Consider the following 15,668-nt stretch of genomic DNA (forward strand, 5'->3'; position numbering starts at 1 on the left):
CTTTAAGCCCATTTGTACTACTGAATCTGCTACGCGTTCTGGTTCTTGTAAATCAAGCTCAGTTGGTAAGCCTGTTTTAACCGCACAAAAACGACAAGCGCGTGTACAAACCGCACCTAAAATCATAAATGTTGCTGTTTTTCTTACAGCCCAGCATTCATGAATATTCGGACATTTTGCCTCTTCACAAACGGTATGAAGATTCTTAGAACGCATCATTTTCTTTAAGCCTGTATAGTTTTCATTCGTGTTTAACTTAATTTTCAACCATTCGGGCTTGCGCTTATATTCTGTTTGTTTTGTCATGGTTATCAACTCCGCACAATATGAAATAGTTTACCGTGTTCGCTTCTTTCAATGTAACATATCTATTCTAACGTATGAAAGCGATTTGCTCAAATGAAGATTCTAAGATTTTTTCCAATCGTTCCCTATAATGAAATACTCCGTATATCCCACACTAAAAAGAGTGATGTTGTGAAAGGAGTCTATTTCATGCTTCGAAAAATTTCTCTTTTGCTTTCTATTTGTTTTCTTCTCCACCAAAACATCGCCTACGGTGAAGATAATCAGCAAAGCATATACGAAAAGCGCATGGTACTATATAAAGAAACCGAGCAGTCTTCAGGCATTCCATGGTATTACTTAGCTGCAATGGATCAATATGAAAGAAATATACGGAGCGTAAGAAAAGATATTCCAAAAAAACCAGATGCCATCATTTCCCTTTATTTCAAACCAGAAATATGGGCTGGACCTGTTAATAGTAACGACACTCTCCCCCATACAATTTCTCTATTTGGCGGAATAGGTTTAGATGGTGACAAAGATGGATTTGCAAATGCAAATAGCGACCGTGATCTTCTGCATACCGCAGCGACTATTTTAAGGAAACAAGGAACGTCAGAAGACCGTATTAAAATTATGCTTTGGGAATATTATAGACGTGCAAAAACAGTTGATTTAATTAGCGAATACGCCCAAATTTATAAACATTATGGACGTATTAATTTAGAAGGAAATGCTTTTCCTCTTCCGATTCGTAGTGACCATAGCTACCGTAGTACTTTCGGTGCTGGAAGAAGTTTTGGGGGCAGACGAGTTCATGAAGGAACCGATATTTTTGCCGGATATGGCGTGCCAGTAAGATCGACTTGCTATGGCATTATTGAAACGAAAGGTTGGAACCGCCTTGGTGGATGGCGCATTGGTATTCGCGACCTTCATAACAATTACCATTATTACGCTCATTTAGGCGGGTTCTCAAAAGAAATACAGCTTGGACAAATTGTTGAGCCCGGAAAAGTAATCGGGTTTGTTGGTAGCACTGGCTATGGCCCCCCTGGTACAGCCGGAAAATTCCCACCCCACTTACATTTTGGCATATATAAAGACAATGGCTATACAGAATGGGCCTTCGATCCATATATGCATTTAAGCCTTTGGGAACGCAAAGAACGAGCAAATACAAAACGATAACCGTAGCGCATTGCTACGGTTATTTTTTATCCAGTAAAAGCCCGATTGATTCAAGTTTCACTTTATATGCAATTAACTATCTGTTTTCTTTTTATCAGGTACAGCAACACTTCCGCTTCCATAATACGTAGGCACTTCCCCTTGAACGATACGCGTCGCAATCGGAACATTTTGTTTCACCGTTATCTCTTTCGTATGAAATGGAATGATTACTTGCAACGTTACTTCCATTTCCATAACAATTTGAATCGCTGTAGTGTTGATCCCGTGCGGCTCAATTTTTTGTTTAATATCTGTATTCACATGCCCAATTGGCGTGAACTGAATCGGAATATCTGGTCCTATATTACCAAGAAGCGCATTATCAGTTACACGCCCAAAAGGAACTGCCATAGTCGCCCCGTTTTTTTCAGAAATACCTAGCTCCTTCAACTTCCCTTGTTCTACTTGCTGCAAATATTTTTCTATGTACGTAGTCGTTGACGTTACGATTTCATTTACTTGCTTCGTATTTAAATTAATTGTGGATACTTTCCCGTTTTTATCATTTTGTACTTTCATTAACGAATCGACATCGAATCCTTCATTAATTCGATCCTTTACCGCCTTCGTCATAATTGCCGTCGCCATTTTCTTTGTCTCTACTTCTCCATATTTAATTAAGGTCGGCTGAATACTATTATTCACAATCCACAGCCCTTGCGTAAGTAATATAACAAAAAGAATAAACGACATAAGCAGTATATACCGAAAGGCGATAGGTCCCTTTCGAAACCGCGAGTTTTTCGAGCGAAATATACTCATAAAAAAACCTCCTTCTTATATCATTTCTATGCAAGAAGGAGGGACGATATATGCTTATCTCATTTTTAATAATGCTTCTTTTCCAATCGTTCCTGCTGGAATGCCTAATGCTTCAGCTCCAGTCGTTACCGATTCTAGTGGCGCTTCAAGAAGTTGTTCAATCGTTCTTACACCAACCGCACGGCCAGCAATAATTCCTCGATCACCTAACTTCTCATTTAAAAGACCTACATCTAATGCACCACACATAATATATCCTTTATCGCTCATTACAGCTAGCAAATTCGTCTTTGGAAGTTTGACGCTAACCGCAATAAACGTATAATTATCAATTATAATTGGCTCCACATTAACCATAGTTCACACTCCTCTCTTTCTTATCTGTATGACAAGAGAAAAATGAGTGTTACAAGTTAACTAGCCTATAGTTTAACGGAAGATGTATAAGTTATTAACATATCTGTTAACACATCTCTAAGTAGTTCTGGCATATAATATTGTTTGTCCGAAAGTGTGGATAGCTCTGGGTATAAGTATCCAAACGTAAACATATCAATTGTTCCTACTGTATATATACGGTCTAACTCCAGCGATTCGCCGTTAATCAATACATCTTCTAATAAAATTTTATTCCCAGGAATCGTATCTGGAATTACTTCTACACCAGCGTAAATCATTTTCCCCATCACTTTTCCACGAAATCCGAATCCTTTTACCTCAAGGTTTTCCATATTCGGTTTACGTGCTTTCAAAATAACTTCTCTTAATATCTTTCCTGGAACTTTCAAAGCACACGGATTAATTGGATGTGGACAAATTCTGTGAATATCTCCGCGCGTTACAACACCCTCTTCTAATCCTTCAAGAAGTACACCAGCATTCACCATTCCAACTTCTGCACTGCACCATGTTTTCAGCGCACTTGCTAACATATGAGAAAACGGCGCCTCATGAAACCAATCAACCGGTAATGACTCTTTTAAATGAACGACAGGCTCTGCCATTATATGCTTACTTTCTTCCTGCAGTATTTCAATTGTGGATAACGGCTCGCTATAAGCCCCTAACCGTTCCGTCTTAATTGCTCTACCGTCTTTTTTCAGTAGTTTCTTCGTCTCTATATCCACAGTAAGCTGTACGTGACCAACGTAACGCCCCCACTTTTCACAACAACAAAGTAACGTATTATTCATAAGAACACCACGCTCAAATAAATGATGCGTATGCGCACCTAAAATCACATCTATATCATAATGCTCTGCCATATACTCATCCATGCTTTTTCCAAGGTGAGAAAGGACAACTGTAATATGAGCCTCATCTCGCACTTCTTCTAAAATAGACTCTAAATGGATAAGCGGATCTTCAATATGCCAATCGAGCATATGATAGAACTCTGGATAAGCTACCGTTAACCCGATAAAGGCAATCGTAATCCCATCTGTCGTTGTATGTAATTTATAAGGCTTTGCCCACTCCGGACGTACACCTTCTTTTTCAAATAAATTCGCGACAAGCACTTCAAATCCAGCCTCATCATATAGACGATTCAAATGCTCCTTCGCTAACGTAATTCCTTCATTATTTCCGATCGTTACATAATCATATAACGCCTCATTTAAAAGCTTCGTATTGCCAAGTCCATTCGTCGCTTCCGAAATACTATGAAAACGATCCACATGATCGCCGATATCAACCGTCAAAACGGTCTCTCCCGCTTCCTGTCTTCGCTTTTTCTCTCCCTGTACAAACCGAGAAATTTGCGGCCAATTTTCAAAATGACTATGTATATCGTTTGTATGATAAAGGTGGATGATTGTTTCCTTATTTATATTCAGAGAAAAAACCTCCTCTCAGTTCCTTACTGCCATTTACGCTATGCGCACACAATAATCCTGTAAATACTTTTCGTCTTTTCTTGCTATTTTACATTGTACTCGCATTGTGAGAAAAAGCAAAAGATTGCCCTTTTTTATATGAGGAACTTTTGCTAATGCAGGAAAGAATTCCAGATAGTGGAGGGAGGGGTGGATTTGTCAAAAAGTTTAATATAAAATTCAGTGGTTGATTGTTCAAGTGGATTTGTCAGTCTCTTTGTCTTAAACCTAGTCGTTCTCTGTTCTTATAAAATGTTTGGGGTATGTGAGAATTTTCTTTTGTCTTATCTTGTCGACAAATCGATATTCCTTGTCGAAACGTTGATATATTGAAATAATCGTTGATATATTCCCGTTTATGATCGATATATTTGAAAAATCGTTGATATATTTAGCTGAACACCCACCCGGGTATCCTCTCCCAAGCCAAGACAAATCCGCAAAACAAAAAAGCGCCCTGCACAGCAGGGCGCTTTCTTCATACATATATTATCCAGTTCTAGCGGCTAGAATGTTCGGTAGCTTCACTTCTTCCCCCTCACATTCTGAACAAGCCGCTTCCACTTTAAATATTGTCCAGCTTTGCCTCCTAAACCCTCATGTCTAAGAACCTTCCGCACGAGAAGATAAAAAGCATCTTCTGTGCGAAAGAACCTTAGCCAACGGGTCTGAACAGTCGGCTCCGCATTTCTATTTAACCAATAGAACCTTCCATCTCAAACTTGATTAGGCGGTTCATTTCAACTGCGTATTCCATTGGAAGTTCGCGAGTGAATGGCTCGATGAAGCCCATTACGATCATTTCTGTAGCTTCTTGCTCAGAAATACCGCGGCTCATTAGGTAGAATAATTGTTCTTCTGATACTTTCGATACTTTCGCTTCATGCTCAAGTGAAACGTAATCGTTTTTGATTTCGTTGTAAGGAATTGTATCAGATGTAGATTGGTTATCCATGATTAACGTGTCACACTCGATGTTAGAGCGAGAGTTTTTCGCTTTTGGTCCGAAGTGTACGATACCACGGTAAGTTACTTTACCACCATGCTTCGCAATCGATTTAGAAACGATTGTTGAAGACGTGTTTGGTGCTAAGTGAATCATTTTCGCACCAGCATCTTGGTGTTGGCCTTTACCAGCAATCGCGATTGATAATGTTAAACCACGAGCGCCTTCGCCTTTTAAGATAACTGCTGGGTATTTCATCGTTAATTTAGATCCGATGTTACCATCAATCCATTCCATCGTCGCGTTTTCTTCACAAACCGCACGTTTTGTAACTAGGTTGTATACGTTGTTCGCCCAGTTTTGGATTGTTGTATAACGGCAATACGCATCTTTTTTAATGATGATTTCTACTACCGCACTGTGAAGTGAGTTAGTAGTGTAAACAGGTGCTGTACAACCTTCTACGTAGTGTACGTGTGCACCTTCGTCTACGATGATAAGCGTACGCTCGAATTGTCCCATATTTTCAGAGTTAATTCGGAAATACGCTTGAAGTGGTGTATCAACTTTAATACCTTTTGGAACGTAGATGAATGATCCACCAGACCAAACTGCAGAGTTTAATGCAGAGAATTTGTTGTCTGTTGGTGGGATTACTTTTCCGAAATGCTCACGGAAAATATCTTCGTTCTCTTTTAATGCGCTATCTGTATCTTTGAAGACGATTCCTAGAGCTTCTAGGTCTTCTTTCATGTTGTGGTATACAACTTCAGATTCGTACTGTGCAGATACACCAGCTAAATATTTTTGCTCAGCTTCTGGAATACCTAATTTATCAAATGTTGCTTTAATTTCATCAGGTACTTCATCCCAAGACTTCTCAGATTTCTCAGATGGTTTTACGTAGTACGTAATTTCATCGAAATCTAAGTCATTTAAGTCGCCGCCCCATTGTGGCATTGGCATTTCATAGAACTTATCCAGTGATTTTAAACGGAAGTCTAACATCCACTGTGGTTCTTCTTTCATACGTGAAATCTCTTCAACGATCTCTTTTGTTAAACCGCGTCCAGCACGGAAAATCGAAACGTCTTTGTCTTTGAAACCATATTTGTAATCGCCGATATCTGGCAGTTGCTTCGCCATGTTGGTGTGTCCCTCCTTAGATAACCTCATTTTTAGGAACCTTTAACATTACTTATCTTCGTTTAAGCCCTTTTCTAACGCTTTCCACGCTAATGTTGCACATTTAATACGTGCAGGGAACTTGCATACGCCTTGTAATGCTTCAATATCTCCTAAATCGATGCTGTCATCGTACTCTTTTCCTAGCATCATGTCAGAGAAAATTTTCGAAAGCTGAAGTGCTTCTTCAATTTTCTTACCTTTTACTGCTTGTGTCATCATTGAAGCTGAAGACATTGAGATTGAACATCCTTCGCCTTCAAACTTCGCCTCTTGCACAATACCTTCTTCTACTTTCATCGTAAGTTGAATACGATCGCCGCAAGTTGGATTGTTCAAGTTAACAGTAACACTATCTTCTAACACGCCATTGTTACGAGGATTCTTATAATGATCCATAATAACTTGACGATATAACGTATCTAAATTATTAAATGACATTTGTGAAATACTCCTTTGTCTTGATTAGCGATTCAACAAATGTATCAATTTCTTCTTTTGTATTATATAAATAGAAGCTCGCACGTGCTGTTGAAGAAGCTTTTAGCCACTTCATAAGCGGTTGTGCACAGTGATGTCCTGCACGAACTGCAATGCCTTCTACATCTAATACAGTCGCTACATCGTGAGGATGTACGTCTTCAATATTAAATGTAACAAGACCAGCGCGATGCTTTGGACCATAAATTGTAACGCCATCTACTTCTGATAGTCTTTCTAAAGCGTATTGCGCTAATTCATGTTCATGCTTTTCAATATTATCAAGACCGATTTCTTCTAGGAAATCAATTGCCGCACCAAGTCCGATTGCATTACCGATAATCGGTGTACCTGCTTCAAACTTCCACGGAAGCTCTTTCCAAGTAGATTCTTGTAAATCTACGAAATCAATCATTTCACCGCCAAATTCAATTGGCTCCATATTGTTCAGCAATTCTTTTTTACCATATAATACGCCGATGCCTGTAGGTCCGCACATCTTATGAGCAGATAATGCGTAGAAATCACAGTTTAAATCTTGTACATCTACTTTCATGTGAGGTGTACTTTGTGCACCGTCAACGACCATAATTGCGCCATTTTCGTGTGCGATCGCTCCGATTTCTTTTACAGGGTTAATCGTTCCAAGCACGTTTGAAACTTGCATAATAGAAACGATTTTTGTATTCGGTGTAACTGTTTGACGAACATCTTCTAAAGAAATTGTACCGTCTGGTTGAAGCGGAAGGTATTTTAAAGTTGCACCAGTTTTCTTCGCAACTTGTTGCCACGGAATGATGTTACTATGGTGCTCCATGTAAGAAATAACGATTTCATCGCCTTCTTTTACATTTTCAAGACCATAGCTAGCCGCTACTGTATTTAATGCAGTTGTCGTTCCGCGCGTGAAAATAATCTCTTCCATTGATTTCGCGTTAATAAACTTGCGAACTTTCTCGCGTGCACCTTCATACGCGTCGGTAGCTTTCGTACCGAGCGTATGAACACCGCGATGCACGTTAGAATTATATTCTTTATAGTAACGTTCTAACGTTTCAATGACTTGAATTGGTTTTTGAGAAGTTGCTGCACTATCGAAATATACAAGTTGTTTGCCGTTCACTTTTTGATCAAGAATTGGAAACTGTTTGCGTATTTCATGAATATTCATTAGCGAACTTTCCTTTCAATTACCTCAACAAGCTGTGCTTTTACTCCTTCAATTGGAAGCTCATTTACTACAGGTGCTAAGAATCCGTGGATGACTAAACGTTCTGCTTCGCGTTTTGGAATACCACGGCTCATCAAGTAGTATAATTGGTACGGATCTACGCGGCCTACTGAAGCTGCGTGACCTGCCATTACATCATCTTCGTCGATTAAAAGAATTGGGTTTGCATCACCGCGTGCTTTCTCATCTAACATAAGAACGCGAGAAGATTGTTGTGCGTTTGATTTAGATGCACCGTGTTCAATCTTACCAATCCCGTTAAAGATAGATGTTGCACTATCTTTTTGTACACCGTGTTTTAAAATCCAACCTTCAGAGTGTTTACCGAAGTGAACAACTTTAGTTGTAAAGTTTTGTGTTTGGTTACCACGGCCAATTGTTACTGTTTTCGTATCAGCATATGAACCGTCGCCCATTAAGTTTGTAACGTTCTCTGAAATTGTATTTCCGTCATTCATAAGGCCTAGAGCCCAATCAATGCGACCGTCGCGTCCAACAACACCGCGGCGGTTAACGTAAGTTGTTACGTCTTTTGCTAATAGATCAACCGCACCAAATTTAACTTGTGCGCCTTGTTCCACGATTACTTCTGCTACGATATTTGCAATACCTTTAGCATTTTCATTTGCAACATAGTTTTCTACATAAGTTGCAGTACTGTTCGCATCAGCTACGAATAATACATGGTTATATACGTTAGCTTCTTCGCCGTCTACTAAGAATACAGCTTGAAGTGGAGTTTCAAGAACAACGTTTTTCGGAACATATACGAATGCACCGCCGTTGATTAATGCAGCATGAAGTGCAGTTAAACGATGCTCGTCTACCTTCACGCCGTCTTTCATTAAATACTTTTGTAATAGTTCAGCATGCTCTGTTGCAGCTGTTACGATGTCTGTAAAAATAACACCTTTTTCTTTTGCTTCGTCTGCTAAAGAAACGAACGCAGTTGTACCAGTACGTTGTACTAATACACTGTTATTTTCATCGATTAAGTTTTTCACTGCTTCTGGAAGCTCTGTTAAAGAACTTACAGGCTCTTGCTTAGCAGCGTCGCCTTTTCCGATAAAGTCCCATTTTTCAATTTTCGTTTTATCAGGCGTTGGCATTGGAAGTTCTGTTGCTTGTGCAAGAGCTTGTAAGCGGAACTCAGTCAACCAAGCAGCTTCGTTTACTTCGCTTGCGCGCTGACGGATTGTTTCTTGATCGAAAGGTAATGTACCGATTGTCATGTTTATGCTCCTCTCTTACGCTTCTTGCTCTGCTGTTTCGTCTTCAATACCTAATTCTTTTTTAATCCAGTCGTAACCTTCAGCTTCTAGACGTTGTGCAAGCTCAGGGCCACCAGATTTAACAATACGACCGTTCATCATAACGTGAACGAAGTCTGGAGTGATGTAGTTTAATAAACGTTGGTAATGCGTAATCATTAGGCAACCGAACTCTTCGCCGCGCATTTGGTTAATACCTTTAGATACAACTTTTAATGCATCGATATCAAGACCTGAGTCGATTTCGTCTAAGATTGCGATTTTTGGCTCAATCATCATTAATTGAAGAATTTCGTTACGTTTTTTCTCTCCACCAGAGAAACCTTCGTTTAAGTAACGTTGTGCCATTTCTGGATCCATTTCTAGGAATTCCATGTTTTTATCTAATGTACGGATAAATTTCATAAGAGAAATTTCATCGCCTTCTTCACGACGTGCGTTAATTGCAGAACGTAAGAAGTCAGCGTTTGTTACTCCGCTAATTTCACTTGGATATTGCATTGCTAGGAATAGACCCGCTTGTGCGCGCTCGTCTACTTCCATTTCTAATACATCTTCACCGTCGATGATGATGCTACCTTCTGTTACTTCATACTTTGGGTGACCCATAATTGCAGAAGATAAAGTTGATTTACCTGTTCCGTTAGGTCCCATAATTGCGTGGATTTCTCCACCTTTTACTTCAAGGTTTACACCCTTTAAAATTTCTTTGCCGTCAATTGATACGTGTAAGTCTTTAACCGTTAATGTAGAACCAGCCATCTCAATACCTCCATTAATCCTATATATACATTTTAAAAATTCCTAAAACGTTCATATTCTCATTTTATTCTCATTCTAATTTTATATCAAATAAAATGATATCGCAAACGACGAAAAAAAGTAACCGTTTTTTCACAAATGTATATAAGTATTTCCTTTTCACCTTTATATGATACACCTTTCTTCTTATTTATATAAAGAAAAAAGGACCGGTAAATTCCCAGTCCTTTCCTTATAATTATTCACTTATCGGAAGTACAGCACCTTTATATTCTTTATTAATAAAGTCTTGAATTTCTTTTGAATGCAATACTTCTACTAATTCTTTAATTTCTTTTTTCTTCTCGTCACCTTTACGAACTGCAATGATGTTTGCATACGGAGAGTCTGATCCTTCAATCGCAATTGCATCCTTCGTTGGATTTAATTTTGCATCAATTGCATAGTTCGAATTAATAAATAAAGCATCTCCCTCATTATTTTCATACAGCTTTGGTGACAATCCAGGCTCTACATCTGTTTTAAACTTTAAGTTTTTCGGATTTTCTACAACATCTTTTACTGTCGCTTTAACAACATCTACACCGTCTTTTAATTTAATAACGCCGCCTTTTTGTAACAATGCGAGCATACGGCCACGCTCCGCTACGTTATTACTCATAATAACTGTTCCGCCATCTGGCAATTCTTTTAAACTTTTATATTTCTTAGAATAAATCCCCATTGGCTCTAAATGGATTTTTCCTGCGTTTACAATTTTATATCCCTTTTCTTGAATTTCTTTATCTAAGTAAGGAATGTGTTGGAAGTAGTTCGCATCAATTTCCTTATCCGCTAACGCTTTATTTGGCAGTACATAATCCTGGAACTTTTTAATCTCTAACTTAATGCCTTTTTTCTCTAAGATTGGCTGTGCTTTCTCCAAAATAACAGCGTGCGGCACGTTAGAAGCTCCAACAACAAGCTTATTCTCTTCTTTCCCTCCGCAAGCAGCTAATGTAAATACAGACAGCGCTGTAACAACTGACAATAGAATCTTTCTCATATGATGTCCCCTTCTCCCCTATAGTTATGTAGTTATAAAAAAGGCTGGCATACACCAGCCCTTTTCAGCAATTATTCTTTTACAGGAACAACTGCCCCTTTATATTCTTTATTAATGAAGTCTTCAATTTCTTTAGAATGTAATACTTCTACAAGAGCTTTAATCTCTTTCTTATCTTTATCGCCTTTACGAACAGCTACTATGTTTGCGTACGGTGAATCATTTCCTTCAATTGCAATTGCATCTTTTTCCGGATTTAACTTTGCATCAATTGCATAGTTAGAGTTAATTAAAACAGCGTCGCCTTCTTTATTGTTATACACTTGTGGCAATAAACCAGGCTCGATATCCGTTTTGAATTTTAGATTTTTCGGATTATCTGCAATATCTTTTGGAGTTGCTTTAACTGGATCTACCCCATCTTTAACTTTTAAAATACCTTCTTTTTGTAAAATTGCTAAACCACGTCCATGGTCAGCAACAGAATTACTCATAATAATTGTCGCTCCGTCCGGAAGTTCTTTTAAGCTCTTATATTTTTGAGAATATACACCAATTGGCTCTAAATGAATTTTCCCTGCTACTTCAAAGTCATACTTTTTATCTTTAATTTCTTTTTCTAAATACGGAATGTGCTGGAAGTAGTTTGCATCTAAATCCTTATCCGCTAACGATTTATTTGGCAACACGTAATCTTGGAATTTTTTCACTTCTAATTCAATTCCTTTTTTCTCAAGTAACGGTTTTGCCTTTTCTAAAATTTCAGCGTGCGGTACGTTAGAAGCACCAACAACAAGCTTCTTTTCATCTTTATCTTTCCCGCCACAAGCAGCTAAGCCAAAAATTGAAGTTGAAATAAGTGCCGTAAGTAATAATTTTTTCATTTGAAACATCCTCCCGTTTTTTATTATCGTTTATCTATTCGAGTCGTTAAACTATCACCAATCCACTGAATTAAAAATACAACTAGTAATACACAAATTGTCGCAACGATTGTTACATCGTTATTTCCTCTTTGGAATCCTTCTAAGTAAGCAAGTGTTCCAAGGCCACCAGCACCAACAACTCCCGCCATTGCTGTATATCCTACTAAAGCAATTGTCGTAACCGTAATACCAGATACTAATGCTGGTAACGATTCTGGAATTAACACTTTCAAAATAATTGTGCTTGTTTTTGCTCCCATTGCTTTTGAAGCTTCAATTACACCTTTATCAATTTCGCGAAGTGCGATTTCAACCATTCTCGCGTAGAATGGTGCCGCTCCAATAATTAAAGCCGGCAGCGCTGCACTTGCTCCAAGAATTGTTCCAAGAAGAATCTTTGTGAATGGGATTAATAAAATAATTAAAATGATGAACGGTATAGAACGGAATATATTTACGAATGCTCCAATCACCGTATTAATTGATTTGTTTTCCCATAAATTATCTTTCGCTGTCATGAAGAGTAACAATCCTAAAATTAGTCCTAAAACAAATGTCGCAAGAGCTGCGATTGCCGTCATATATAACGTTTCACCCGTTGCTTCTAACATTTGATTCCAATCAACATTTGCGAGTAACTTATCCATGTGCAATCACCTCCAGCTCTACTTGATCTTGATGAATTCCTTCTATTGCTTGCTGGATCGCTGTTTCCTCACCATTTAAATGAACAACTAAACTACCGTAAGAACCGTTATTCGTTTGTGCGATATTTCCTTGCAAAATGCTAACTTCTATATCACTGCGTTGCATCAATCGTTGAAGCACTGGTCTTTCTACAGCCTCACCAATAAACTGCAAACGAATTACTTTTCCATCTGGATATTTTTCAATTAAACTTTCAATCGTTTCATTTGTATCTTCAGAATCTGTTAACTGCTGTACAAATCGTTTCGTAATATCTTGCTTCGGATTACGGAATACATCAAGTACTGGACCCGTTTCTACAATCTTTCCTCTCTCCATTACCGCCACTCGATTACAAATCTTTCGAATTACGTGCATCTCATGTGTAATGAGTACAATTGTTAAACCAAGGCGCTTATTGATGTCTAATAGTAAATCCAAAATTTGATCTGTCGTTTCTGGATCAAGAGCCGACGTTGCTTCATCACATAAAAGTACTTGTGGGTTGTTAGCTAATGCTCTTGCAATCCCAACGCGTTGTTTTTGTCCCCCGCTCAGCTGAGATGGGTACGCGTCTCCTCTTCCTTCTAATCCGACAAGATGAATTAATTCATCAACACGTTTTCTTCTCTTCGTTTTATCAACACCTGCAATTTCAAGTGGAAACTCAATATTTTCACGTACAGTTCGTGACCAAAGTAAGTTGAAGTGTTGAAAAATCATTCCGATTTCTTGCCTTGCCTTACGAAGTTCACTTCCTGTAATTGTTGATATAACACGATCCGCAATTGTAATTTGGCCAGAAGTCGGTTTTTCTAACTGATTAAACAATCTGATTAAAGAACTTTTCCCAGCGCCGCTATATCCGATAACACCAAATATTTCGCCTTTTTCTATTTTTAAATTGGCGTTATCTACAGCAGTGACATCACCGCTTTTTGCTTTATATATTTTCTTTACATTCTCTAATAGAATCATGATGTATCACCCCTTTTTTTGTTTAGGTCGACTCCGCAATTTTTTATGTTTAATGCGTGTAGTCCACCGTTATCACTACTTTTATTGTTTGAATGTCCTCCACATTCAAACAATAAAAAAACCTTTCTGCTTTAGAGAAGCAGAAAGGTTTATGTGCGTATATAACAACATTATCCCTCTCTCTCATCTCTCAAAGCATTTGCTTTGCAGGAATTGGCACCATTTCAACATAAGTTGACGGTTGCCGGGCTTCACAGGGCACAGTCCCTCCACCTCTCTTGATAAGAGAAATCAGATTCAATTTTCGTCTGATTTGTAATTTATGAAATTGTCTATATTTTATGAATTGAATTGTATCAATATCCAAACACCATGTCAACAGAAATTTTCGCAAAAAATGAACCTTCAGAATTTTAAGCACCTACTGACATCGGTTTACATATATGAAACATCGATTCGACTAATAGCATCGTTCGATACGTTCCCGAATATTGTACACGTCCATCGTTCATTAACATTTGCAATCGTACATTTCCATTAACCAATTGTTCTATATCCTTTTCGTCTAAGCAAATGATTTGTTCCGTTCCTCTTTCCTCATGTACCAGCTCTATATAATCTCTTGAAATTTGTAACGAACAACTTTCATCTCCCAAACGGAAATTAACAGTTTTTTCCTCTCGTCTTAAAAGCGGCTCTAAATGATATTGACCATTAGCGTAATTTACAAATGATTGAAGCAAAGAATATAATCTCACCCTAAATCACATCCTTCATATCACTTTCTATTACATACCATTCCCTCTCACTAAAGAGCAATCCTGTTATTTTCGCTCGACAAATACTGTATCCATCCTGCATCTCGACATATTTCCCAAGAAATATGTCGAGGCGGCAAAAATTTTGCCGCCTACTTTAATTCCGTATATAAATATTCAACCGAATGAAATGCGTATATCTTCTTCATCAGTGTCCCATTTTCAAAAACAAGTAAACAAGGTACACTTTCAATCCCATACTCTTTTGCTAAATGTGGAGCATAATTTAAATCTAACATCCCAATTTTCAACTCTTCAATTGTCATCTCAACGACTGTTAACATCTTTTTTGCTAATTGGCATGTTCCACACATTGGAGTATATACATATAACACTGTTTTTTCTTCGTTCTCTATTAGGGATGTAGCTTCGGCTCCTGTCCAATCAATCACTTCTATCATTCCTTACCGTAAATATTCTGTATAAACGTCAATGTCGGCTCCCCATAATACATTTGCTAAGTGTGTAGATGGCGCAGTTGCCACTTCTCGGTACGAGCGATCAATATAGATATGCTCGGCTTGCGGAAATTCTTTTCGAAATTGTTTCCTTAACTTTTCTCCAGCATCATCAGCATCTACTAGCACATACACTTCCTTATCAAAAAACTGATCAACGAGCTCATCCATTTTCGATAAACCAATTGTACCATTTGTACAAACAATTTCCACCGGTTCACGAATAATAGATTCAATCTTTCTTCTATCTGATGTACCTTCTACAATAATGACTTTTTCTACATAAATCATATGTCATCACCCGATCACCATATACTATATAACCTTGAACTTAGTATATAGTATATTCGTTATTTTCATGTTGTTTCCTGTTTATTTTTGCAAAAGAAAAGCGAAACCGACTGTTTAGCCCTGTTGGCTAAGGTTCTTCCGTACAGAAGACGCTTTTTGTCTTCTCGTGCGGAAGGTTCTTAGACATGAAGGGCTAGGAGGTGGAGCTAGACAATGAAAAGCGCAAGCGGCTCGTTCAGATTGTGAGGGGGGATGGAGCTTCTGACGTAAAGGCGCTTTTTGCCTTGTAGGAAGAAGCGAAGCCACCGAACAATCTAGCCGCTGGAGATGGACAATGAAAAGCGGAAGCGGCTCGTTTAGATTGTGAGGGGGATGGAGCTTCTGACGTAGAGGCGCTTTTTGCCTTGTAGGAAGAAGCGAAGCCACCGAA

The 15,668-nt window shown here is 38.3% G+C and carries 16 protein-coding genes, 1 pseudogene and 1 riboswitch; of the genes and pseudogenes, 1 reads left to right on the plus strand and 16 read right to left on the minus strand.

The annotated features are described in order from the left end of the window. Window positions 1-306: pseudogene (locus tag MR160_RS28700) on the minus strand (lipoyl synthase); the annotation flags it as partial. A 189-nt stretch (window positions 307-495) separates the two neighbouring features. Between MR160_RS28700 and MR160_RS28705 the strand changes: the two are divergent. After that, window positions 496-1,479: a M23 family metallopeptidase gene (locus MR160_RS28705; protein ID WP_000944693.1), complete on the plus strand. Its 984-nt coding sequence runs from the start codon at window positions 496-498 to the stop codon at window positions 1,477-1,479. A 72-nt stretch (window positions 1,480-1,551) separates the two neighbouring features. On the opposite strand, the gene yunB is transcribed toward MR160_RS28705, so the two are convergent. The 15 genes from yunB to MR160_RS28780 form a co-directional block, all read right to left on the minus strand. Continuing rightward, on the minus strand, window positions 1,552-2,283 hold the full coding sequence (gene yunB, locus MR160_RS28710; RefSeq protein ID WP_000021796.1) for a sporulation protein YunB: 732 nt from the start codon (window positions 2,281-2,283) through the stop codon (window positions 1,552-1,554). Window positions 2,284-2,337: 54 nt separating this feature from the next. Beyond that, window positions 2,338-2,640, minus strand: coding sequence for a YunC family protein (locus MR160_RS28715; RefSeq protein WP_000248466.1), 303 nt, complete (start codon window positions 2,638-2,640; stop codon window positions 2,338-2,340). Window positions 2,641-2,705: 65 nt separating this feature from the next. Further along, on the minus strand, window positions 2,706-4,121 hold the full coding sequence (locus MR160_RS28720) for a bifunctional metallophosphatase/5'-nucleotidase (RefSeq protein WP_153578392.1): 1,416 nt from the start codon (window positions 4,119-4,121) through the stop codon (window positions 2,706-2,708). A 733-nt stretch (window positions 4,122-4,854) separates the two neighbouring features. Further along, on the minus strand, window positions 4,855-6,252 hold the full coding sequence (gene sufB / locus MR160_RS28725; protein ID WP_001118824.1) for a Fe-S cluster assembly protein SufB: 1,398 nt from the start codon (window positions 6,250-6,252) through the stop codon (window positions 4,855-4,857). Between the two features lie 48 nt (window positions 6,253-6,300). Continuing rightward, a complete protein-coding gene (gene sufU, locus MR160_RS28730) occupies window positions 6,301-6,732 on the minus strand; it encodes a Fe-S cluster assembly sulfur transfer protein SufU (RefSeq protein ID WP_000009525.1) in 432 nt (143 codons plus the stop codon). Beyond that, on the minus strand, window positions 6,722-7,942 hold the full coding sequence (gene sufS / locus MR160_RS28735; protein WP_001020767.1) for a cysteine desulfurase SufS: 1,221 nt from the start codon (window positions 7,940-7,942) through the stop codon (window positions 6,722-6,724). Before sufS ends, sufU begins: the two co-directional genes overlap by 11 nt. Beyond that, the gene (gene sufD, locus MR160_RS28740) at window positions 7,942-9,234 is read right to left on the minus strand and encodes a Fe-S cluster assembly protein SufD (protein WP_000152177.1); all 1,293 of its coding nucleotides are present in this window, start codon (window positions 9,232-9,234) and stop codon (window positions 7,942-7,944) included. Before sufD ends, sufS begins: the two co-directional genes overlap by 1 nt. Before the next feature lie 15 nt (window positions 9,235-9,249). Continuing rightward, window positions 9,250-10,035, minus strand: coding sequence for a Fe-S cluster assembly ATPase SufC (gene sufC, locus MR160_RS28745; protein WP_000929162.1), 786 nt, complete (start codon window positions 10,033-10,035; stop codon window positions 9,250-9,252). A gap of 238 nt (window positions 10,036-10,273) precedes the next feature. Continuing rightward, window positions 10,274-11,080, minus strand: coding sequence for a methionine ABC transporter substrate-binding lipoprotein MetQ (gene metQ, locus MR160_RS28750; protein WP_001226751.1), 807 nt, complete (start codon window positions 11,078-11,080; stop codon window positions 10,274-10,276). 71 nt (window positions 11,081-11,151) lie between these two features. Beyond that, window positions 11,152-11,964, minus strand: a complete 813-nt coding sequence (metQ, locus tag MR160_RS28755) for a methionine ABC transporter substrate-binding lipoprotein MetQ (RefSeq protein WP_000735090.1) — start codon at window positions 11,962-11,964, stop codon at window positions 11,152-11,154. A gap of 23 nt (window positions 11,965-11,987) precedes the next feature. Then, window positions 11,988-12,653 (minus strand): methionine ABC transporter permease, encoded by a 666-nt coding sequence (locus MR160_RS28760; RefSeq protein ID WP_000359401.1) that lies wholly within the window; start codon window positions 12,651-12,653, stop codon window positions 11,988-11,990. Further along, the gene (locus tag MR160_RS28765) at window positions 12,646-13,671 is read right to left on the minus strand and encodes a methionine ABC transporter ATP-binding protein (RefSeq protein WP_000601771.1); all 1,026 of its coding nucleotides are present in this window, start codon (window positions 13,669-13,671) and stop codon (window positions 12,646-12,648) included. Before MR160_RS28765 ends, MR160_RS28760 begins: the two co-directional genes overlap by 8 nt. 180 nt (window positions 13,672-13,851) lie before the next feature. Beyond that, window positions 13,852-13,959: riboswitch (SAM riboswitch) on the minus strand. 125 nt (window positions 13,960-14,084) lie between these two features. Beyond that, entirely contained in the window at window positions 14,085-14,429 is a 345-nt protein-coding gene (locus MR160_RS28770; RefSeq protein WP_001242143.1) for a hypothetical protein, read from the minus strand. Between the two features lie 152 nt (window positions 14,430-14,581). Beyond that, complete coding sequence (locus MR160_RS28775) at window positions 14,582-14,890, minus strand: thioredoxin family protein (RefSeq protein WP_003280640.1); 309 nt, start codon at window positions 14,888-14,890, stop codon at window positions 14,582-14,584. 3 nt (window positions 14,891-14,893) lie between these two features. Next, window positions 14,894-15,238, minus strand: coding sequence for a toprim domain-containing protein (locus tag MR160_RS28780; protein WP_000640870.1), 345 nt, complete (start codon window positions 15,236-15,238; stop codon window positions 14,894-14,896). Between the last annotated feature and the right edge of the window lie 430 nt (window positions 15,239-15,668).

The sequence above is a fragment of the Bacillus cereus group sp. BfR-BA-01382 genome (assembly GCF_022663475.1).
Taxonomy (GTDB): Bacteria; Bacillota; Bacilli; order Bacillales; family Bacillaceae_G; genus Bacillus_A; species Bacillus_A thuringiensis_S.